23 protein-coding genes and 1 tRNA gene are annotated in these 18,264 nt (G+C 47.0%); 12 read left to right on the forward strand and 12 right to left on the reverse strand.

Annotated features, from left to right (window positions below; genetic code table 11):
* Positions 1-200 precede the first annotated feature (200 nt).
* Positions 201-278, reverse strand: a tRNA-Pro gene (locus tag HYN48_RS08475).
* A 257-nt stretch (positions 279-535) separates the two neighbouring features.
* Here HYN48_RS08475 and trxB point away from each other — a divergent pair.
* Positions 536-1,483, forward strand: coding sequence for a thioredoxin-disulfide reductase (gene trxB / locus HYN48_RS08480; protein ID WP_108370692.1), 948 nt, complete (start codon positions 536-538; stop codon positions 1,481-1,483).
* 107 nt (positions 1,484-1,590) lie between these two features.
* On the opposite strand, the gene HYN48_RS08485 is transcribed toward trxB, so the two are convergent.
* The 7 genes from HYN48_RS08485 to HYN48_RS08515 form a co-directional block, all read right to left on the reverse strand.
* Positions 1,591-2,427: a GIN domain-containing protein gene (locus HYN48_RS08485; RefSeq protein WP_108370693.1), complete on the reverse strand. Its 837-nt coding sequence runs from the start codon at positions 2,425-2,427 to the stop codon at positions 1,591-1,593.
* Positions 2,428-2,563: 136 nt separating this feature from the next.
* Positions 2,564-2,938, reverse strand: a complete 375-nt coding sequence (locus tag HYN48_RS08490; RefSeq protein ID WP_108370694.1) for a nuclear transport factor 2 family protein — start codon at positions 2,936-2,938, stop codon at positions 2,564-2,566.
* A gap of 186 nt (positions 2,939-3,124) precedes the next feature.
* Positions 3,125-3,865, reverse strand: a complete 741-nt coding sequence (locus HYN48_RS08495; protein ID WP_108370695.1) for a head GIN domain-containing protein — start codon at positions 3,863-3,865, stop codon at positions 3,125-3,127.
* A 4-nt stretch (positions 3,866-3,869) separates the two neighbouring features.
* Positions 3,870-5,645, reverse strand: a complete 1,776-nt coding sequence (locus HYN48_RS08500) for a PspC domain-containing protein (RefSeq protein ID WP_108370696.1) — start codon at positions 5,643-5,645, stop codon at positions 3,870-3,872.
* Between the two features lie 2 nt (positions 5,646-5,647).
* A complete protein-coding gene (locus HYN48_RS08505) occupies positions 5,648-5,983 on the reverse strand; it encodes a PadR family transcriptional regulator (protein ID WP_108370697.1) in 336 nt (111 codons plus the stop codon).
* Positions 5,984-6,025: 42 nt separating this feature from the next.
* Entirely contained in the window at positions 6,026-6,787 is a 762-nt protein-coding gene (locus tag HYN48_RS08510; protein WP_181248444.1) for a GIN domain-containing protein, read from the reverse strand.
* 95 nt (positions 6,788-6,882) lie between these two features.
* Entirely contained in the window at positions 6,883-7,338 is a 456-nt protein-coding gene (locus tag HYN48_RS08515) for a DUF4870 domain-containing protein (protein ID WP_181248445.1), read from the reverse strand.
* 187 nt (positions 7,339-7,525) lie between these two features.
* Between HYN48_RS08515 and HYN48_RS08525 the strand changes: the two genes are divergently transcribed.
* The 9 genes from HYN48_RS08525 to HYN48_RS08565 all read left to right on the forward strand — a co-directional run bounded on the left by HYN48_RS08525 (position 7,526) and on the right by HYN48_RS08565 (position 14,562).
* Entirely contained in the window at positions 7,526-7,981 is a 456-nt protein-coding gene (locus tag HYN48_RS08525; protein WP_108370701.1) for a DUF4442 domain-containing protein, read from the forward strand.
* Between the two features lie 74 nt (positions 7,982-8,055).
* Positions 8,056-8,967 (forward strand): TIGR01777 family oxidoreductase, encoded by a 912-nt coding sequence (locus tag HYN48_RS08530; protein WP_108370702.1) that lies wholly within the window; start codon positions 8,056-8,058, stop codon positions 8,965-8,967.
* 174 nt (positions 8,968-9,141) lie between these two features.
* On the forward strand, positions 9,142-9,684 hold the full coding sequence (locus HYN48_RS08535; RefSeq protein WP_425433091.1) for a nucleotide exchange factor GrpE: 543 nt from the start codon (positions 9,142-9,144) through the stop codon (positions 9,682-9,684).
* A 23-nt stretch (positions 9,685-9,707) separates the two neighbouring features.
* Positions 9,708-10,820: a molecular chaperone DnaJ gene (gene dnaJ / locus HYN48_RS08540; RefSeq protein ID WP_108370704.1), complete on the forward strand. Its 1,113-nt coding sequence runs from the start codon at positions 9,708-9,710 to the stop codon at positions 10,818-10,820.
* Positions 10,821-10,978: 158 nt separating this feature from the next.
* A complete protein-coding gene (locus tag HYN48_RS08545) occupies positions 10,979-11,902 on the forward strand; it encodes an ABC transporter ATP-binding protein (RefSeq protein ID WP_108370705.1) in 924 nt (307 codons plus the stop codon).
* Positions 11,903-11,908: 6 nt separating this feature from the next.
* A complete protein-coding gene (locus tag HYN48_RS08550; RefSeq protein ID WP_108370706.1) occupies positions 11,909-13,189 on the forward strand; it encodes an ABC transporter permease in 1,281 nt (426 codons plus the stop codon).
* Positions 13,189-13,809 carry a DEAD/DEAH box helicase gene (locus HYN48_RS08555; protein WP_108370707.1) on the forward strand — a complete coding sequence of 207 codons (621 nt, stop codon included), beginning with the start codon at positions 13,189-13,191 and terminating at the stop codon, positions 13,807-13,809. The genes HYN48_RS08550 and HYN48_RS08555 overlap by 1 nt, the downstream gene beginning before the upstream one ends.
* Positions 13,809-14,036, forward strand: a complete 228-nt coding sequence (locus HYN48_RS08560; RefSeq protein ID WP_108370708.1) for a putative signal transducing protein — start codon at positions 13,809-13,811, stop codon at positions 14,034-14,036. The genes HYN48_RS08555 and HYN48_RS08560 overlap by 1 nt, the downstream gene beginning before the upstream one ends.
* Positions 14,029-14,562, forward strand: coding sequence for a GNAT family N-acetyltransferase (locus HYN48_RS08565; protein WP_108373496.1), 534 nt, complete (start codon positions 14,029-14,031; stop codon positions 14,560-14,562). Before HYN48_RS08560 ends, HYN48_RS08565 begins: the two co-directional genes overlap by 8 nt.
* 2 nt (positions 14,563-14,564) lie before the next feature.
* On the opposite strand, the gene HYN48_RS08570 is transcribed toward HYN48_RS08565, so the two are convergent.
* The 4 genes from HYN48_RS08570 to HYN48_RS08585 form a co-directional block, all read right to left on the reverse strand.
* Positions 14,565-14,945, reverse strand: coding sequence for an iron chaperone (locus tag HYN48_RS08570; RefSeq protein ID WP_108370709.1), 381 nt, complete (start codon positions 14,943-14,945; stop codon positions 14,565-14,567).
* Between the two features lie 6 nt (positions 14,946-14,951).
* Complete coding sequence (locus tag HYN48_RS08575; RefSeq protein ID WP_108370710.1) at positions 14,952-15,401, reverse strand: GNAT family N-acetyltransferase; 450 nt, start codon at positions 15,399-15,401, stop codon at positions 14,952-14,954.
* 96 nt (positions 15,402-15,497) lie between these two features.
* On the reverse strand, positions 15,498-16,076 hold the full coding sequence (locus HYN48_RS08580) for an HNH endonuclease family protein (RefSeq protein ID WP_108370711.1): 579 nt from the start codon (positions 16,074-16,076) through the stop codon (positions 15,498-15,500).
* Positions 16,077-16,241: 165 nt separating this feature from the next.
* Positions 16,242-16,685 (reverse strand): DUF4268 domain-containing protein, encoded by a 444-nt coding sequence (locus HYN48_RS08585; RefSeq protein ID WP_108370712.1) that lies wholly within the window; start codon positions 16,683-16,685, stop codon positions 16,242-16,244.
* 69 nt (positions 16,686-16,754) lie between these two features.
* On the opposite strand from HYN48_RS08585, the gene HYN48_RS08590 reads away from it, so the two are divergent.
* Complete coding sequence (locus tag HYN48_RS08590) at positions 16,755-17,399, forward strand: NUDIX hydrolase (protein ID WP_108370713.1); 645 nt, start codon at positions 16,755-16,757, stop codon at positions 17,397-17,399.
* A 39-nt stretch (positions 17,400-17,438) separates the two neighbouring features.
* The gene (locus HYN48_RS08595) at positions 17,439-18,236 is read left to right on the forward strand and encodes a lysophospholipid acyltransferase family protein (RefSeq protein ID WP_108370714.1); all 798 of its coding nucleotides are present in this window, start codon (positions 17,439-17,441) and stop codon (positions 18,234-18,236) included.
* Positions 18,237-18,264 lie beyond the last annotated feature (28 nt).

Genomic DNA, 18,264 nt, shown 5'->3' on the forward strand with positions numbered 1-18,264 from the left:
CTGGCTGCAGTTGTCTGAGTGGGAGATAGGCAGGCAAAGTGATAAGGCCAATGTGGATAATTGGAAAATCTTACCGAATACCCATTAGCCAAACCTGAAGATGATACACTTTTTTTTCGCCGTACCGTTGTTTTGAAATTCAAACTCTGCGTTCACAGCCGGGAATAAAAAAAGCTGAACCGTTGCGTTCAGCTTTCTGTTGGTCGGGGTGGCAGGATTCGAACCTGCGGCCTCCTGCTCCCAAAGCAGGCGCGATAACCGGGCTACGCTACACCCCGAAGACGGTGCAAATATAGGATTAAATTTCGTTATGCAAAATAAAAAACAGGAAAGTTAGAATATCGGCAAACCGAAAGTTCGGAAGCTGCCGGCATCGCTTCCGACGTCGCGAAGTACACATTTTGCCTGTCTCTCTATCCCGTTAATCTTCGGTCCGGCTTCTTTATAACTTCATAATAAATCTTGATAACTCGCTGGCGCAAAATCGGCAATTATGCGTTAATTTAGCGCACGTTAAAATGAACAACAAAATACCATGTCAGATACTATTGAAAGAATAAAATGCCTGATCGTCGGCTCCGGCCCGGCAGGTTATACGGCGGCCATTTACGCCGCAAGAGCAAATATGTTTCCTGTGCTTTACCAGGGTATGCAACCCGGCGGGCAATTGACAACTACTAACGAAGTCGAGAACTTTCCCGGCTACCCGAAAGGCATCACAGGACCTGAAATGATGGTCGAATTGCAGGAACAGGCCAAGCGCTTCGGAACCGATGTGCGCGATGGTTGGGTGACCAAGGTTGATTTCTCAGGCCCGGTGCATAAGGTTTGGGTAAACGATGTCATTGAGCTGCATGCCGATACGGTGATCATTTCTACCGGTGCGTCGGCGAAGTACCTCGGTCTGCCGTCTGAGCAGCACTACCTCAATACAGGCGGCGGCGTGTCGGCTTGTGCGGTTTGCGACGGATTTTTCTACCGGAATCAGGAAGTGGTTATCGTAGGTGCAGGTGATTCAGCTTGTGAAGAGGCGCATTATCTTTCCAAGCTTTGTAAAAAGGTTACGATGCTGGTAAGGAGCGAAAATTTCCGCGCTTCGAAAATTATGGCCGAACGCGTGATGAAAACAGAAAATATTGAAATCATGTTCAATACCGAAACTCTGGAAGTTTGCGGTGACGGCCAGGTGGTAAATCAGATAAAAGTCATTGACAAGAATGCCAAAGAAGAGAAAATCATTCCGGCGACCGGTTTTTTCGTTGCCATCGGACACAAGCCCAACACGGATATTTTCAAAGAATACATTACGCTTGACGAAACCGGGTATATCATCAATGTGCCAGGAACGTCAAAAACAAACGTTTCCGGCGTCTTCGTAGCCGGTGACGCGGCAGACCATGTGTACCGTCAGGCTATTACTGCTGCGGGTACGGGTTGTATGGCAGCTTTGGACGCAGAGCGTTATCTTGCCGCTATGGAATAACGGCGCTTTACAGCATTTGATTAATATAGAAAAGCCCCAGATATGAGGGGCTTTTTTATTGGTGACAATGAATTTTTTATGCTGTCGGCCATCATAAAGACCGCCGGCTATTTCAACGTCTTCTTGAACAATGTGGCATTGTCCGCGAGTTTCTTAAGGTCGATTTTTGGCTCGCCGTATATGGTAACCTCTGAGCTGCCTGAGGCGTCAAGAATCAGCGTGCTGTCAGCAAATACGCTGCAATTGACATAGCCTTCGGTGGTAAGGGCCATATTCTTTACGGTGAGGCCTTTTCCCGTAAATGCCGCGTTGTTGTCCATACGCAGGGTCATGTCGAGCACATCGCCCTCAATCTTGGCCGATGCTTTCTGGTATAAGTCGCATTTTAATGCCGTCGCCGATATAAGTGCCTTGATGTCGGCGTTCTTGCTCAGGACAAGAGTTCCACTTTCCGACTTAGCGTTCAATTCTGTTCTGGATTTATCGTTTGCGGTTATTGAGAACGATTTGCATCCGAGGTTCAGGTACAGTCTTGAACCGTCGAACGACTGAAACGAAATCTCATCGAGTTTCACCTCTTCCAGGGCATTGACCCGTGATTCATTTTTTGTGACGACAGTCTTGAAACTGTCGGTGTAAGTGACCCGGACGCTGAATTTTTTCTCACCGGTAATTTCTTTGGCCATAAAAAGGATCATCACACTGCCATTCATTGCAATGCCCAGTGCCGGTTGCAGGTTGTCGTCGGCTTCCAGCTCAACACCATTTTTATCGCCTTTAATCAGTGATACTTCGAGGTTGTCACGTACTTCAAGTCCGTCAAACGATTCGACCTCTTTTTGTTCGATCACGACAATTTTAGAGCCTCTGAGTTTTTCTTTTCCCTGCGCAAATGCCATTCCGCTCAGCAAAAGCAGCATCAGGGTGAATGCAGTTTTTTTCATGTTTCATATGATTGGGTTTGCCAAATATATGAAAAGTTGCTTAGGTCGGAAAATCGATTGCTTGCGCGGATTACAAAAAAAAACGCTACATAAAATAGCGTCAATTCGTTCGGAGGCGGCACCGGGATATTTGCGTTTATTCCTGAACCAACTCGGATTCAGTGTGCATCGCACAACGCCACGAATCCTGTTCTTTGATCCATGTGGAAGTACAGGCGCACTGCATCGGCTGCTTCTGCGCGTCGCTTTTCGATCCTATGGTAATCGTGTAGCCAATAATGGCACTGTTGCCAAAGACCTCGACTGCAGCCATGCTAATGTCGGTAACCCTGATGTCCGCACCTGAACCCGAATCGAACATGTGCTTGAATTCATTTTCATCAACGCGCATCACACCGTTTTTACCTGCCACAGTACACGGAAAGCGGGTGAGCTGTTTTACGGTTTCGTAATCATGGTCTTCCATGCCCTGCCAATAGTTTTTCTCCAGTTTGATGATTTCATTTTCCATAACAGTTTGATAATAAGTTGTGTGTTATAAAGTTCAAGAATTTGATCGACAAGAGAAATGCATTTAACAATGATTTAATGTTGGGTCGCGCTTCACTCTGAACAAGCGGGTAGTGAGGGCGATGCATTCCGGTACAAAAAAAATCCGCCCCAAAAGGAGCGGATGCTTTACTAACTTCAAAATGGACTATTCCTCTGAGACCGATCCACCGCCTGATTCCGACTTGGAGAGGGTTTTCGGGATTTTATGGTAGCCCACAGAACCGCCTCCGCTTGCCTCGGCATCGAGTTTCAATATCGGATACACTGAAATGCTCGCGCCACCGCTCGCATCGGCTTTGATATTGTTGGCCTGTAGTTGTTCTGCATCGACCGGGCTTCCGCCGCTGGCCGAGATTTCTACGTCCAGTGCTTTTCCGCTGACATCTATGCCGGCGCCTCCACTGGCATCCATTGACATAGTGTCTGCCTCGACGTGAACGTCAAGCTGCGCTCCGCCGCTCGAATGCAATTCCAGTCTTTCGCAGATCAGTTTCCCATTACCGCGCAACGTGGCGCCACCATCCGCTTGGAGTTCTTTGATCTCGGGTAGCCTTACGGTGACCACAGGACCGTTAGCCGTTGAATAGCTGCCGTCGGTGCGGACGGTCAGGATGCCATTTATGACCTCTGTCTTGATCAACGACATAATGTTGTCATCCGCTTCGACTGTTACTTCAGTGCCGGCGCCCTGCTCGACAATGACCTCGATGCCGCCGTCGGCACTAACTCCGGTGAAATTGCCGGAGATGCTGCGGTTTTGCCTGATTACGTTTCCGCTTCCGTCAATCCCGTCGCCAAAGTTGACATTGTACCTGCAGGAAACGAATAGCAGGCCGATAGCTGCTGCGATGACGATTTTTGTTAGGAAAATGATTGCTTTGATCATGGTGTTATTTTTTAATGATGGTTCCGTCTTTATCGGTGGTCAGTCCTTTTCCGCCTGTGCCGGCTTTTGCTGGCGGCGTGGGCGTCCTGGTTTCGATGATCACCTTGCCATTGTCATCGCGGATGGTCGTGGTCGTCGTCACCGTTGAATCGGTAACACGCTCATTGTCCTCTGTACTAACGTCGTTATGGTCGTTTTCTTCCACAGGGCAGTCGAGGCACTTTACCTGGTCATGGCCCATCCGGTAGATGTACTGGTCAGAGCTGTAATGCAGGTTGAAGAAATCGTCGTAAGATGCGTCGTAATCCCGTACGCTGGCATCGGCCTTAAATTTCGTTCCTTCAGGCAGGTAGAGGTGCAACTCCACATACTGGTCGCGGAATTTATTCGATGCATCGGTCAGCCAATAATTATTCAAAATTAATTTATTTCCTTCTATTTTATAGCTGTACCGGATTTTTTCAGCAATTTTCCTGGCATTGGAAACCGAATTTCCGCGCGCCTGCTTTTCAATGGAAAGATAGGGCGAAGCCTCGTCGGTTTTTTCAATGTACAACCGGACGTTGTTTGAGTATAAAATCGCCGCATCGGTAGAATCCTGGGTGATTTTCATGTCTTCGCGGTCGTACACGTTGCGGGCATAAAAGTCATTGTGCCTGAAAGAAATCTGCAGTGTGTCCTGCGGATTGAGTACGAAGCTTTGTTTTTGCGTGGCACGGCCTTCTTCTGATCTTTCAACCGCTTCGTTTATACCTAAGGTGATCAGTATCCCTACAGATAAGATCCACAATCCCAGTAAAGTGTATTTTGCAGCGCTTCCGATTGATTTCATATTGGTGATCAACAATTTAAAGCCCAGAATAGCGAGGAAGAAAAAGGGAATCCCGATGGCGAAAAACATCAGCAGGCCGAAAACCCATATCGGATATTCAGAGAAATTGCCCGCTTCTATATAATCGGACCAGGGGTAACGCATGAAATGGATCGAACCCAGTGTAAACACGCCGATCAGTAAACAAATCACGACCGGAATCGACATGATGATGAGGATTACGCCGAACACTTTTGCAAATACCTTGAAGATATTCACGATCACATCGCCTATAGAGGTGCTGAATTGCCCCGCGGTATGCCGGGCCTGCTTGCCCATTTTGTCATAGTCGGCATTTTTGATACGCTCTGCCACGTTATCAAATTCCTCACGCACTTTCTTCTCGATATTGGAGATCGTAATGGGTTCGCCGTGCATTTCGAGTTTCTCGGTCGTGGTCACCGCTTCCGGCATCACAATCCAAAGGATGATATAAGCCAGCAGTCCGGTTCCGTAGAAGAATACCAGCACAAGCAGTGCGATGCGCAGCCATACTTTATCCACCCCGAAATAATGCCCCAATCCGGCAAGCACACCGCCTATCATACCGTTTTCGCGGTCTCGGTACAGTTTCTTTTTCACGGGTCCGTTGGGGTTGCTGTCGAAGGCATTACCGGCTTTTGAAGGCCCGTCGTTCATCTCATTGTCCAGTCGGTAGTCTTCGGGCTGGCCCATGACGGCGATCACTTCGTCGAGTTCCTTCAGGCTGATGACCTGTTTGGGATTGGTGTGTTTTTCCGAAATCAGTTCGGCGATGCGCATCTCGATATCGCGGATGATCTCGTCCTGCCCGTTAGAGTTTGACAGGGAACGTTTTATGGCGTCAAAATAGCGGGACAGTTTTTGGTAGGCATCCTCATCAATATAGAAGAACATTCCTCCCAGATTTATATTTACCGTTTTGTTCATGACTATTTATTATTTTGGTTAGTGATTATGGACACCGCATCGGATAATTCTGTCCAGGTGCCGTTGAGTTCTTTCAAAAATGTTTGTCCTAATTCGGTCAGGCCGTAATATTTCCTTGGCGGCCCTGAAGTCGATTCTTCCCAACGGTAGTTGAGGAGTCCGTCGTTTTTAAGCCTGGTCAGCAGCGGATATACCGTGCCTTCGACCACCAGCAATTTTGCGTTTTTCAAGGTATCTAAAATTTCCGAGGTGTAAGCATCTTTTTCCCGAAGGACCGATAAGATGCAGAACTCAAGAACACCTTTACGCATTTGGGCTTTCGTGTTTTCGATATTCATAATTTCTTCGCTGTTTTTAATTCGTTTCGGGTGTAAGCCATCTTAATTGGCCGACAATCCGTTTGTGCTTTTATCTTTAATTGTGGCCAATGCGCCTTCGCTGTATTGTACGTTCTTCGGACTGCCGGAATAGGTGACCCTGGCGCCGTCGGCGATATTCAGCGAAAGGTTTGTCCCAGCGTGCAGTCGCACCGCCGATTGACCTGAGGCAAAAACAACGGCGTTTTCCGTGTCCAGATTCAGCGCGCTCACTTTCACATTTTTGTCCGTATACAGGAATGCATCATAAGCGTTTCCTGAAAGCACCACTGTCGCACTGTCGGTGAATTCACCGGACAGTCTTCCGGTATCGACGCGTCCGTTGAAACTGGCGTTGTCCGATACTTTTACTGTCGTATTGGCGCGTGACCGGATCATGCCGGTAAATTTTGCGCCCGATGACAGTGCGATGTCTATCGAGCGTGTTTCCAATATCTGCGGAAGGACAACCTGTGCCTTTGACGAGGCCGACAACGCACTTAGGCCCGCGCTTTGAAGGTACACCGTAACGCCGTTTACAGGGTTTCCATCAGCGGTATAAACTTTCAGTGTGCCGTTTTTCACGTCCAGCATGATGTTGCTGAGGTTTTCGTTGCTGCCGCTTTGCATTTTTGCAGACGGGACGGGATCGACGGAATAACTGATGGTGATTCCGTTTTTTACTTCGATTCTGGAAAAGTCCGGGATGGCCCTGTTTTCCGATACCTGTGCCTGGGTTAACATTCCGATTAAGAATAAAACGATGGTTGTTGTGATTTTTAACATGATGATTGATTTTTTTCCGGTGCGCTCCGGCATTCGGCTGCGCCCCGGGTGATTAATGATTGATTTTGATTGATTTGATGATGATTGAAACTCGGTTATTTTAAAAATTTGATTGCTAACGGATATTTGAAGTCCTGTCCGTTTGATGTTTTTACGGCGGCGTAAACCGTCATAAAAAATTCAAACAATTGCAGGCAGGCTGCCAGGAATACTGCTACAATGCCTACAATAGCCAGTGTAGGGAATCCCGAAGTCCTGATTGACCGGATAAATATCTCGTTATCGTGAATGACGGAATTAAACTCCACATGTTGCAGTATGGTCATTAAAAAAATCGGGATGGCGGTCAGGACAAGCACGACCTGATAAATAAAAATACTGAGCTGGAAGTTGATGACCTCTTTGCCCTGCTGGTCAACATAGGCGGAACGGTCTTTCACTGAACTCCAGATGATAACCGGGAAAATGAAATTCCCGAATGGAAACAGATACTGTGAAAACGTGCTCATGTGCATGATGCTGGCAGTCGAATTGTAATTGGTGGTTTGCATGATTTCGGTTTTTGATGATGATTGAAACTCGCAGGCCATACAATACTATTGATAGGCTATTAATTTCTTATACAAAGATAAGTCTAAAAAAAGGTATTATGCAATACAAAGTAGTGTATATTAACATAATATTAACATTTAGATCGTTTTTCAAAATTGACTATATTTACCAAAATATCAATAATATATGGAGTTGACACCCCGAAAAATCAACCTTTCCGTTTTATTTAAACTGCCGTCTGCCTACTTGTGCGGTGTGCGTACTACTGAAATCAATCAGGAAATTTGCCGTGTTTCTGTTCGGCATCGGTGGATCAACCAGAATCCTTTCCGGTCGATGTACTTTGCGGTGCAGGCCATGGCGGCTGAATTGTCTGCGGGTGCCTTAGTGATGAAATACATCAAAGAGTCAGGGGCAGACATTTCCATGCTCGTGGCCGAGTCCCAAAGCAGTTTCTCTAAAAAAGCGACCGGAAAAATCACCTTTGTGTGCCGTGACGGAATCCTTGTGAAAGAAACCATTGCGAACGCAGTGCAGAGCGGCGCGGCGCAAACGGTTTGGCTGCTGTCGGTTGGAACGAACGAGGACAATGTCGTGGTTTCAGAAATGCGATTTCAATGGACGGTGAGGTTAAAAGCTTAAAACTTCGTTAAAGCCACGCCAATTAACTTTCTGTTTTGCGATATCAAACGTAAATTTGGGAAAAACCTTCCAAAATGAAAATACTGATCACCGGTGCGACAGGCCTGATAGGGAAAGCACTCGTCTCAACGCTCCTGCGCCACGGGCACGACATTCATTACCTGACAACGTCAAAAGGATCCCTGGCGACTGAATCACACTTCAGGGGATTTTACTGGAATCCCGAAAAAAGTGAGATCGACGGCCGCGCCATCGACGGCGTGGAGACTATTATTCACCTTGCCGGCGCAAACATCAGCAAACGTTGGACCAACAAATACAAGCAGGAAATTATCGAAAGCCGGGTGCTATCGGGAAATTTACTTTTCAGCACACTTAAGAATAACCCGCATCAGGTGAAGCACCTCATTTCGGCATCAGCTACAGGCATTTATCCAGACAGCCTTAAAAACGTATATACAGAAGATACCAAAGAAGTCGATCAAGGTTTTCTCGGACATGTCGTCGAAAAGTGGGAGCAGGTCGCCGATAAATTCAAGCTCCTTAATATAAAGGTGGCAAAAATCCGGACCGGTATCGTCTTGTCCGATCAGGGCGGCGCACTTCCTGAAATGGTACGACCTGTCACCTTGGGATTGGGTGCCGCATTCGGGAGTGGCAAACAGTACCAATCCTGGATCCATATAGATGACCTTGTTGGTATTTACCGCATGGCTGCTGACCAGCAATGGGCGGGGGCGTTCAATGCGGTTGCGCCGCATCCGGTGACCAACAGGGAAATGATGAAAACCATTGCCCGTACGCTTAAGAAACCTTTCTTCATGCCCAACATACCGGAATTCCTGATGCAGATGGTGTTGGGCGAAATGCATACCGTGTTGTATGCGAGCCAGAACGCCAGCGCTACAAAAGTGCGCGATTGGGGTTACCAGTTTCAGTATGACTACCTGGAGCAGGCACTCCGGCAGTTGCTTACCAAATCCTGATCCGTTTAAAAACGGATTTTTTTATGCCCTTTGGTTGGCTTTATTTACTTTTGCCGAAAATCCGGTTGTCCGTTTTGGTGACAATTTGACATTTTTGGCTGTTTGGCAACACTTTTGCTGACAGGCAAACCGATGAAAAATACATTCAGGGATATTTTTAAAAATAAAGCAAAAATGAATACCGAAAGCACAGAAAATGAGCAGGAGCTGGACGCAGCCACTATTGAAAACAATGCCAATGGCGAACAGCTTATCGTAGAAGAATTGACCGCTGAAGAGCAAATGGCAAAAGATCTTGCGAATGAAAAAGACAAATTCCTGCGCCTTTTTGCCGAGTTTGAAAATTACAAAAAGAGGACTTCTAAAGAACGTTTGGACCTGTATAAAACTGCCAATCAGGACGTATTGCAGGCAATGCTGCCGGTCCTGGACGACTTTGACCGCGCCATTACGGAGATCAGGAAGTCTGAGGATGATGTATTGCTGCGCGGTGTCGAACTGATTCACGAAAAATTAAAGAACACTTTGGTTTCCAAAGGCTTGGAAGAGGTAACCATCAAGGCTGGCGATATTTTCGACGCGGATATTGCTGAAGCCATTACGCAAATTCCGGCGCCTTCGCCTAACCTGAAAGGTAAGATCGTCGATGTGATTGAAAAGGGCTACAAACTCGGAGACCGCATTATCAGATTCCCGAAAGTAGTGACCGGTCAGTAATATTCCCGTTAACACAAGACAAAATGAAAAAAGATTTTTACGAAATATTGGGCATTTCCAAAGGAGCTGATGCTGCTGAAATCAAAAAAGCGTATCGCAAAAAGGCCATTGAGTACCATCCTGACAAAAATCCGGGAGACAAGCAGGCCGAGGAAAACTTCAAGGCTGCAGCCGAAGCCTATGAGGTGCTGAGCGATCCGCAGAAAAAAGCTAAGTACGACCAGTTTGGACACCAGGCTTTCGACGGCAGCGGCGGATTTAACGGTGGCGGCATGAATATGGATGACATTTTCAGCCAGTTCGGCGATATCTTCGGAAGTTTTGGCGGTGGTTTCGGTGGATTTGGCGGCGGCGGCGGTGGCCAGCGTAGGGTGAAAGGCAGTAACCTGCGCATCAAAGTCAAGCTCACGCTTGAAGAAGTGGCGAATGGGGTCGAAAAGAAAATAAAAGTGAAACGCAGCGTGCAGGCACCCGGCGTAAAATATAAAACATGCCCTACGTGTAATGGTTCAGGACAGGTCATGCGCGTCACCAACACGATTTTGGGACGAATGCAGTCCGCGTCAACCTGCAGCGCATGTGGCGGATCGGGGCAGATTATCGAGACCCGTCCAAACAACGCCGATGCGCACGGCATGATTTCGCAGGAAGAAACCGTATCGATCAAGATCCCGGCGGGTGTCACTGACGGGATGCAACTGAAGGTGGCCAATAAAGGGAACGACGCGCCAGGCAACGGCATTCCTGGTGACCTGATTGTCGCCATTGAAGAGCTCGAGCACGAAACGCTGAAAAGGGAAGGGGAGAACCTGCACCTTGATTTGTACATCAGCATTGCCGAGGCCGCGCTCGGAATTTCAAAAGATATTGAAGCGGTTAACGGTAAAGTCAGGATCAAGCTCGAGGAAGGGATCCAATCGGGTAAAATCCTGAGGCTGAAAAATAAGGGAATCCCGAGCATCAACGGTTATGGAACGGGAGACCTTCTGGTGCACATCAACGTATGGACACCGAAGAACCTCAGTAAGGAACAACGCCAGTTTTTTGAGAAATCACTGACAGATCCGAACTTCATTCCGAACCCGGAAAAATCAGAAAAATCTTTTTTTGAAAAAGTTAAGGATATGTTTTCATGATATTTAAAAAAATATTATATTTGGACTTTACTAGGTAACTAGTAATTTCTTTTTCATAGCAATTTTTCCCATCCTTGTGCAAATAAGGGTGGGTTTTTTTTTGCGGCCGATTCCCTTTTCGTTCTGAATTGCCTACTTTTACACAAACCAATTTCTGTATGAGTAATATACTTGAAGTGACGAAGGTCGTAAAGCAATACGGCAATTACACTGCTTTGAATGAAGTGTCCATAACGGTTCCCAAAGGCAGTATTTACGGACTGTTAGGCCCCAACGGCGCCGGGAAGACTTCCCTGATCCGGATCATCAACCAAATTACGATGCCGGACAGCGGCACCGTGCTCCTTGACGGGGAACCGCTGCAACCCAAACATGTACAGCACATCGGCTATCTTCCTGAAGAGCGTGGGTTATATAAAACGATGAAGGTGGGGGAGCAGTGCCTGTATCTTGCCCAAATGAAAGGCCTTTCAAAGGCAGAGGCCAAAGCACAACTTGATTACTGGTTCGATCGCCTCGAAATCCAGGGCTGGTGGGATAAGAAAATCCAGGAATTGTCGAAAGGGATGGCGCAAAAAATCCAATTCGTCGTTTGCGTGCTGCACAAGCCCAAATTGCTGATTTTTGACGAGCCGTTTTCCGGATTTGATCCCGTAAACGCAAATATCATTAAGGACGAAATCCTCGAATTGCAGAAACAGGGTTCTACAATCATTTTCTCTACACACCGCATGGAAAGCGTCGAGGAACTTTGCGATCACATAGCGCTGATCCACCAATCCAATAAGTTGATCGAAGGAAAACTCAGCGATGTCAAGAAGCAATTCCGCACCAACAGTTTTGAGGTGGGCATCATGACATCAAATGTGGAAGGACTGATGTACGACCTGACACAAAAATTTACCGTCGGGCAGGCTGACTTCAAATCACTCAACGACGACCTTAAACTTGAAATCCGGATTGGCGATGCGCCTGCCAACGAATTGCTGCACATCCTGATGCAACGCGGGCAGGTGACTCACTTTATGGAAAAAATCCCAAGTGTAAACGATATCTTCATCCAAACTGTCAGCCAAAAATAACCAAACATGAGTACTTTATCTTTAATAATAAAAAGGGAATTTATCGCCAAAGTGCGCAACAAGTCATTTATTGTAATGACCTTTTTGAGTCCGCTCTTGGTTGTCGGTTTGATTTCGTTCGTGGCTTTCCTGGCAACGATGAAATCGGATGCGAAGTCGATAGCCGTACATGATGAGTCGGGCATGTTCGTGAAGGACTTTAAAAGTTCCGATGACTATACATTCGGAGATTTTTCAAGCGTCGACATGAAAGTACTTAAGGACAGCCTGGTCGCTGAAAGGTACGAAGGCATTATTTTCATCCCAAAAGTTCCGGACAACTCCGCGCTTCAAAACAGCATCCAATACATTTCGAACGACAGCCCCAGCATGGGTTTTATAGGCGACATCCAGGATGTCATTGCAGCAAGCCTTACGAAATCCAATTATGAAAAACTCGGACTCGACGTTACAAAAATCAAAAGCGCTGAAGCCAAAGTCAACATCAACCTCGTGAAATCTTCTGGCGAGGCCACGATTAAAGGGCTGAATGAACTTAAAATCGGGGTCGGTGCCGCGTTTGGATACCTGATCATGATGTTCATCATCATCTACGGCAACATGGTGATGCGTAGCGTAATCGAGGAAAAAACCAACCGGATCATCGAAATCATCATCTCTTCGGTAAAACCATTTACGCTGATGATGGGAAAAATTATCGGGACGTCGCTTGCCGGTGTGCTGCAATTCCTGATTTGGGCCGTGGTCGGCGGTGTGCTGATTTTTACGGTTTCCAATGTCTTCGGGATCGATACCGGCGCAATGAGTGTCGCACAGCCAGGATTTATCAGCGGGATTTTCTCCTATCTCGATGTGGTCCTCGACTTGCCGCTGGTGTCGCTGGTTGTCTTTTTTCTGCTGTATTTCATCGGGGGCTATTTCCTGTACAGCTCCATTTATGCCTCTATTGGCGCTGCCGTTGACAGTGAAACCGATTCGCAGCAGTTCCTTCTGCCGATTATTTTGCCGTTGATGCTCGGGGTTTACGTTGGCTTTTTTAGCGTATTGAATGACCCGCACGGCACTGTGGCTGTCGTATTTTCCATGATACCATTGACGTCACCGATCGTTATGCTCATGCGGATCCCGTTTGGTGTACCGTGGTGGCAACTGGCCATTTCGTTGTCTTTATTGTTTGCAACATTTCTGCTGGTCGTCTGGTTTGCGGCCAAGATCTACCGCGTGGGTATTTTGATGTATGGCAAAAAACCGACTTACAAGGAATTATTCAAATGGCTTAAATATTAATGGAACTCAAGAAAATCAACCCCAGTCTCAGGCAGGCACTCATAGAAAACGGTTTGTCAGAAGCCAATGAATTGCAGTCCGAAACGTTCTCGGCAATCAAGAGCGGCGCGGATGTCGTGGTACAATCTGCGGAAGCGACCGGAAAAACAACGACTTTGGTGATCAACGTCATTCAGAAACTCGAAAAAGCCCAGGGTGAAAGCACGCGCGCGCTCGTTTTGGTGCAGGATAAGGAAAAAGTCATTGAAATGGTGGCATTGTTCCGGACGTTCGCAAACTACACCGACTTACGCGTGTTTGGCGTACACGAAAAGGGCGATACCGATTTTGATAAAAACCAGATTTCACTTGGCCTGGATGTGCTGATCGGCACTCCCGAAAAAATCAACCACCTGTTTTCAACTGCTGGGTTCAACCTCAATACAATCAAAATTTTTGCCGTCGATGATGCGGATAAACTATTCAAGAACCGAATGGATGCCGTGGTGCAGCGCCTGTCGATGAGTATAGAAAAAACGCAGCGCCTTTTTTTTACGACTCAGATTACCGAGAAAGTCGAAGTGCTGGCCGACAAAATCATGGTGGAGCCACTGTGGTTTGAATCCGAGGAAGACGAATAATGGCGTTAATCAGGATATTTTCAGGTGGCGCGATCCTGGCGTTGCGGCTTAAGGAAATGTTAGAATCCGAGGGCGTCCGTGTTGTGATCAAAGACGACATCCAATCAGCAATATGGGGCGGTTATGGCACATCGGACCTGGCCGTGGAATTGTACATCCACGAATCAGACTACGGTTTTGTAGCGGACAGCATTGATGAATTCAACAACAGCCTCGGCCATGAGTAAGGTTATCGAAACGCCACGGTTGATCCTGCGTGAACTCACATTCTCCGATGCGCCGGGGATGTTCAGGCTCGACTCAGACCCTGAAGTGCATCGTTTTCTTGGCAACAATCCGGTGACGACAATGCAGCAGGTTGAAGATGTTATTGGGATGATTCACGAACAATACGCGCAAAACGGCATCGGACGCTGGGCCGTGACATTAAAAGAAACGGGTGCGTTTTTAGGATGGTCCGGACTGAAGCTTGAAAGCGATAAAAATGGGTACGATCGGTTTTATGACCTCGGTTACCGCCTTATTCCTGAATACTGGGGAAAGGGATACGCCACGGAAAGTGCAGAGGCGTTTGTTGCATTTGGTTTCCGGGAACTGCAGCTGGAAAAAATTTGCGGGTACACCGCACAGGGTAATCTAAGTTCTGCCAAAGTGTTACAGAAAGCCGGTTTGTGTTTTACGAACACTTTTGCATGCGATGGTGAAACCTGTAATTGGTATGAACTTGATCGCAATGTATGGGCAACCGGATGATGCTAGTTCTTTTTTAGGGCTTTTGCGGCGGCTCTTTCCAGATTTTCCTTAACACGAAAAGTCACGATCTTCCGGATCAGCTCTATGGGAACGGGTTGATCAAGAGGGAATTGTATCGAACCTTTGGCCGTCTTGTAGTCTGACAGTTCCTCTTTAAAATGTGCCACTCCCGATGCTCCGGGATAAAACCCGATGTGGTTTTTATATCCGGAAAAGTATACCAACGGACCATGTAATTTATAAGCGGGCATCATGTAGCCGATGTATTCCTGCGCTTCAGGTGCCGCACGAAGAATGGTTTCGCGCACGGCTTGAAGCCTGTTGCGTGTGGCTTCGGGAAATCCATCAATAAACTGGCTGACTGCGTCCGAATTGCTTTCCATAATTCACTAAAATACTTTCTCAAAACAGACACTGTTTTCAATGCCTTCATACTGCCCGAAATTCGGGATCACCCGATAACCGTTTTTTCGGTACAATGCAATAGCCTCGGGCTGCTTGATGCCGGTTTCCAGAATGCAGCCCCGATACCCGCTTTGCAGGATCCAGGCTTCGAGCACCGCGAGAATCCCGGAGGCAATCCCTTCGCCGCGACGGTTCTCAGGCACAAACATCCGTTTCACTTCGGCCAACTCCGGCGTATATTCCTTAAAGGCACCGCACCCGACGGCAACGTCATTGTCATAAGCGACAACCACGTTTTTCAACGTTGCAATTTTGTTGAATTGGTCGTAAAACGCATGGTCTTCACCGTCACGTATGGCGAGGTCGGCATCCAGCAAACGCACCAATGCAATAAAATCCGGATTTTCAGAATCGGTTTTTACATAATGAATCATAGCACTGATTTTTTTTTACGAATATAAATAATGCGCTGCTAAATGCAAACAACAAAAGCGCGGGATTACCGCGCTGCATTCATTTGAGGATTTAATTTAAACCTTTACAGAACTCCAGTTTTCACCGCTTTGGATCCTGCGGATCTGCATTTCGCTGACGCCAAACTGCTTTGCAATCATTTTCAGTCGCGTTTTCCGATTCGGATCCTGCAACAGTTTTTTAATGTAGATCACTTTGGTTACGCTGAGTTTCTTGCCGTCTGCCTTGATGTTGTACTCGATGAGTTTCTTTTTGGCCTTGATTACGTGTGGACTGGCCTTGTGGTGCGCCAGCTTTTCTTCGTAAGTGGCCCAGAGCAGGTTTTTGTAGTGGTCATTTGCACGGTCATGGTCTTTGTGCAGGATGAATTTGTGCTCGGGGGACGGCGGTGTGAGAAACAATTCTGCGACCAGCCTGTACAGCAGGATATTCTTATTGACAACTTTGCCATCGATACGCACCTTGCATTGTATCGTTTTGTAACCATCTGATCTTCCGCCTTTAAGCAGGGTTCCATTTTTTGGATTGTCGGTAAAACTGACAAGCCGGCCATGGTTTGACACTGCGTAACGGAATTTCAGATTAAAGGGAATCGTGACTTCCCTGAATTCTTCATCCGGAAATAATCTGAACATTTTTTAGGGGGGGATTTGTTATGATGTAAATTTAGCCAAACATGCTGTTCCTGCAAGGTTATCGGCGATTATTAACAAATCTTTAAGAAATGATCATCATGCTGGATGCCAGCCTGTTCAAGGGTAATTTGCAGCCATTATGGTAAGCTGTTTATGACTTTCACATCACGGTTCCGCTTCAATATCGCGGAGGTAATCTTCATACTCGTAAAAAAACCGCTCGAAGGCGTCCATGTATTGATAAAAGAAATCAAAGATGGCATCCCAATGGGTGCGGTTGCTCATGCTGAGTCCTTGTTTTTCAATCCATACGCGGCTTACGGTTTTGCCAGTATCCTGCGTGAAATTTTTTTCGTATACCAATTCGGGGATGAATTCCTCTTCGAGTATATTTTTCAGTGATTCCAGTTTTTCGAAATATTGTATGCGTTTGTGCTCGCTTCGGGGTTCGATCTCCAGCAAAACCTGGGCTTTTTTATTATCGGCATAAAACTTAAACGACAGATCCTTGATTTTTGTGTCGTAAAGCAACCATTTACGCGGGTATCTTTCGGCAAATGCAATCCAGAATTCGCGTTTGAGCCGTTGTGTTTCTTCTTTGCTGTACATGTAAGGATTCGGGTTATGTTTCCTGATTTCATCGCATGGTTCGTATATTTACAAACCTGAAATCATTGTATGGAATTCGATTATTTTCTTGAACTGCTTCCAAAAATAGGAAAAGTTATGCTACCGGGCGAACCTGCGCATGCTAAAATGTCGCCGCCTGAGCGCAGGGCGGCCATGGAAACGCTTGACTGGAACACTATAAATCCGAGGCAGGCTGCCGTATTGGTACTGTTTTACCCTAAAGGCTCCAGGACGCATCTTGTGCTGATTTTGCGCAACTCTTACAAAGGGGTGCATTCCTCGCAGATTGCTTTCCCCGGAGGCAAAGTCGAATCTTATGACTGTTCGAAGCAAGCCACGGCTTTGCGTGAGACCAGCGAAGAAGTCGGTGTAGGGCCTGACTTTTTAGAAATCGTGCGTCCCCTGTCTGAAGTCTATATCCCGCCCAGTAACTTCCTTGTCGCGCCCTTTTTGGCGGTCAGCCGCACCACACCCTCCTTTGTGCCTGATCCGCGCGAGGTGGCCGGTATCATCGAATTGCCGCTGGAAGCTTTATTTGACGATGGTAACGTTAAAGTAAAATCCATACACACCTCGTACGCCAACAACGTAGACGTTCCCGTATTCGATTTTGACGGACAAATCGTCTGGGGCGCCACTGCCATGATGCTCGGCGAACTTAAAGAAGTGCTAAACAACGCGGTCAACGGTTAAGTTTTTGTATGTTTGCACTTCATTTTTTGCAAGTATTCTATGGGGTTGTTTAAACGAAATCCTTTTGGGCATATTCTTTTCCTGAAGAAATGGCTCATACGCATCCTGGGCGCACTGACGCACCGGCGTTATCGGGGTTTCAATGAACTGCAGATCGACGGTTCTGAAATCCTGAAGACTTTGCCGGACACCAATGTGCTTTTTATCTCAAACCATCAAACCTATTTTGCCGACGTCGTGGCCATGTTCCATGTGTTTAACGCCAGCCTGAGCGGTAGGGAGGACAATATCAAGAACATCGGATACCTATGGAATCCAAAGCTGAACTTATATTATGTTGCGGCAAAAGAAACGATGACGTCAGGCTTACTTCCGAAAATCCTCGCTTATGCAGGAGCCATTACAGTCGAGCGGACCTGGCGCGCCAAAGGTAAGGACGTACAACGCGAGGTCAACCCGAACGATACCGAAAACATCCGGATTGCGCTCAACGACGGTTGGGTAATTACTTTTCCGCAGGGCACGACAAAGTCATTTAAACCCGTCAGGAAAGGTACGGCGCATATCATCAGGGATCACAAACCGATTGTCGTTCCGATTGTGATTGATGGCTTTCGGCGCTCTTTTGACAAAAAGGGACTGCGCATGAAGAAAAAAGGCATTCTGCAGACGTTCCAGATCAAGGAACCGCTTAGCATCGATTATGAAAATGACAGCATCGAGCAAATCGTGGAAAAAGTGGAGTTTGCCATCGAGCAGCATCCGTCATTCCTCAAAGTGATCCCGCAGGAAGAGCTGGAGTTCCAGGAGGAATTAAACAAGCAGCGTAAGTTCTAAAGTCAGGAGGATCCGTGTTCCTGATAGC

Source organism: Flavobacterium magnum (assembly GCF_003055625.1).
Classification (GTDB): Bacteria; Bacteroidota; Bacteroidia; order Flavobacteriales; family Flavobacteriaceae; genus Flavobacterium; species Flavobacterium magnum.

Coding starts and splice junctions, on each gene's coding strand:
- trxB (WP_108370692.1), top strand. CDS start 536: ATGTCAGATACTATTGAAAGAATAAAATGCCTGATCGTCGGCTCCGGC.
- HYN48_RS08485 (WP_108370693.1), bottom strand. CDS start 2,427: ATGAAAAAAACTGCATTCACCCTGATGCTGCTTTTGCTGAGCGGAATG.
- HYN48_RS08490 (WP_108370694.1), bottom strand. CDS start 2,938: ATGGAAAATGAAATCATCAAACTGGAGAAAAACTATTGGCAGGGCATG.
- HYN48_RS08495 (WP_108370695.1), bottom strand. CDS start 3,865: ATGATCAAAGCAATCATTTTCCTAACAAAAATCGTCATCGCAGCAGCT.
- HYN48_RS08500 (WP_108370696.1), bottom strand. CDS start 5,645: ATGAACAAAACGGTAAATATAAATCTGGGAGGAATGTTCTTCTATATT.
- HYN48_RS08505 (WP_108370697.1), bottom strand. CDS start 5,983: ATGAATATCGAAAACACGAAAGCCCAAATGCGTAAAGGTGTTCTTGAG.
- HYN48_RS08510 (WP_181248444.1), bottom strand. CDS start 6,787: ATGTTAAAAATCACAACAACCATCGTTTTATTCTTAATCGGAATGTTA.
- HYN48_RS08515 (WP_181248445.1), bottom strand. CDS start 7,338: ATGCAAACCACCAATTACAATTCGACTGCCAGCATCATGCACATGAGC.
- HYN48_RS08525 (WP_108370701.1), top strand. CDS start 7,526: ATGGAGTTGACACCCCGAAAAATCAACCTTTCCGTTTTATTTAAACTG.
- HYN48_RS08530 (WP_108370702.1), top strand. CDS start 8,056: ATGAAAATACTGATCACCGGTGCGACAGGCCTGATAGGGAAAGCACTC.
- HYN48_RS08535 (WP_425433091.1), top strand. CDS start 9,142: ATGAATACCGAAAGCACAGAAAATGAGCAGGAGCTGGACGCAGCCACT.
- dnaJ (WP_108370704.1), top strand. CDS start 9,708: ATGAAAAAAGATTTTTACGAAATATTGGGCATTTCCAAAGGAGCTGAT.
- HYN48_RS08545 (WP_108370705.1), top strand. CDS start 10,979: ATGAGTAATATACTTGAAGTGACGAAGGTCGTAAAGCAATACGGCAAT.
- HYN48_RS08550 (WP_108370706.1), top strand. CDS start 11,909: ATGAGTACTTTATCTTTAATAATAAAAAGGGAATTTATCGCCAAAGTG.
- HYN48_RS08555 (WP_108370707.1), top strand. CDS start 13,189: ATGGAACTCAAGAAAATCAACCCCAGTCTCAGGCAGGCACTCATAGAA.
- HYN48_RS08560 (WP_108370708.1), top strand. CDS start 13,809: ATGGCGTTAATCAGGATATTTTCAGGTGGCGCGATCCTGGCGTTGCGG.
- HYN48_RS08565 (WP_108373496.1), top strand. CDS start 14,029: ATGAGTAAGGTTATCGAAACGCCACGGTTGATCCTGCGTGAACTCACA.
- HYN48_RS08570 (WP_108370709.1), bottom strand. CDS start 14,945: ATGGAAAGCAATTCGGACGCAGTCAGCCAGTTTATTGATGGATTTCCC.
- HYN48_RS08575 (WP_108370710.1), bottom strand. CDS start 15,401: ATGATTCATTATGTAAAAACCGATTCTGAAAATCCGGATTTTATTGCA.
- HYN48_RS08580 (WP_108370711.1), bottom strand. CDS start 16,076: ATGTTCAGATTATTTCCGGATGAAGAATTCAGGGAAGTCACGATTCCC.
- HYN48_RS08585 (WP_108370712.1), bottom strand. CDS start 16,685: ATGTACAGCAAAGAAGAAACACAACGGCTCAAACGCGAATTCTGGATT.
- HYN48_RS08590 (WP_108370713.1), top strand. CDS start 16,755: ATGGAATTCGATTATTTTCTTGAACTGCTTCCAAAAATAGGAAAAGTT.
- HYN48_RS08595 (WP_108370714.1), top strand. CDS start 17,439: ATGGGGTTGTTTAAACGAAATCCTTTTGGGCATATTCTTTTCCTGAAG.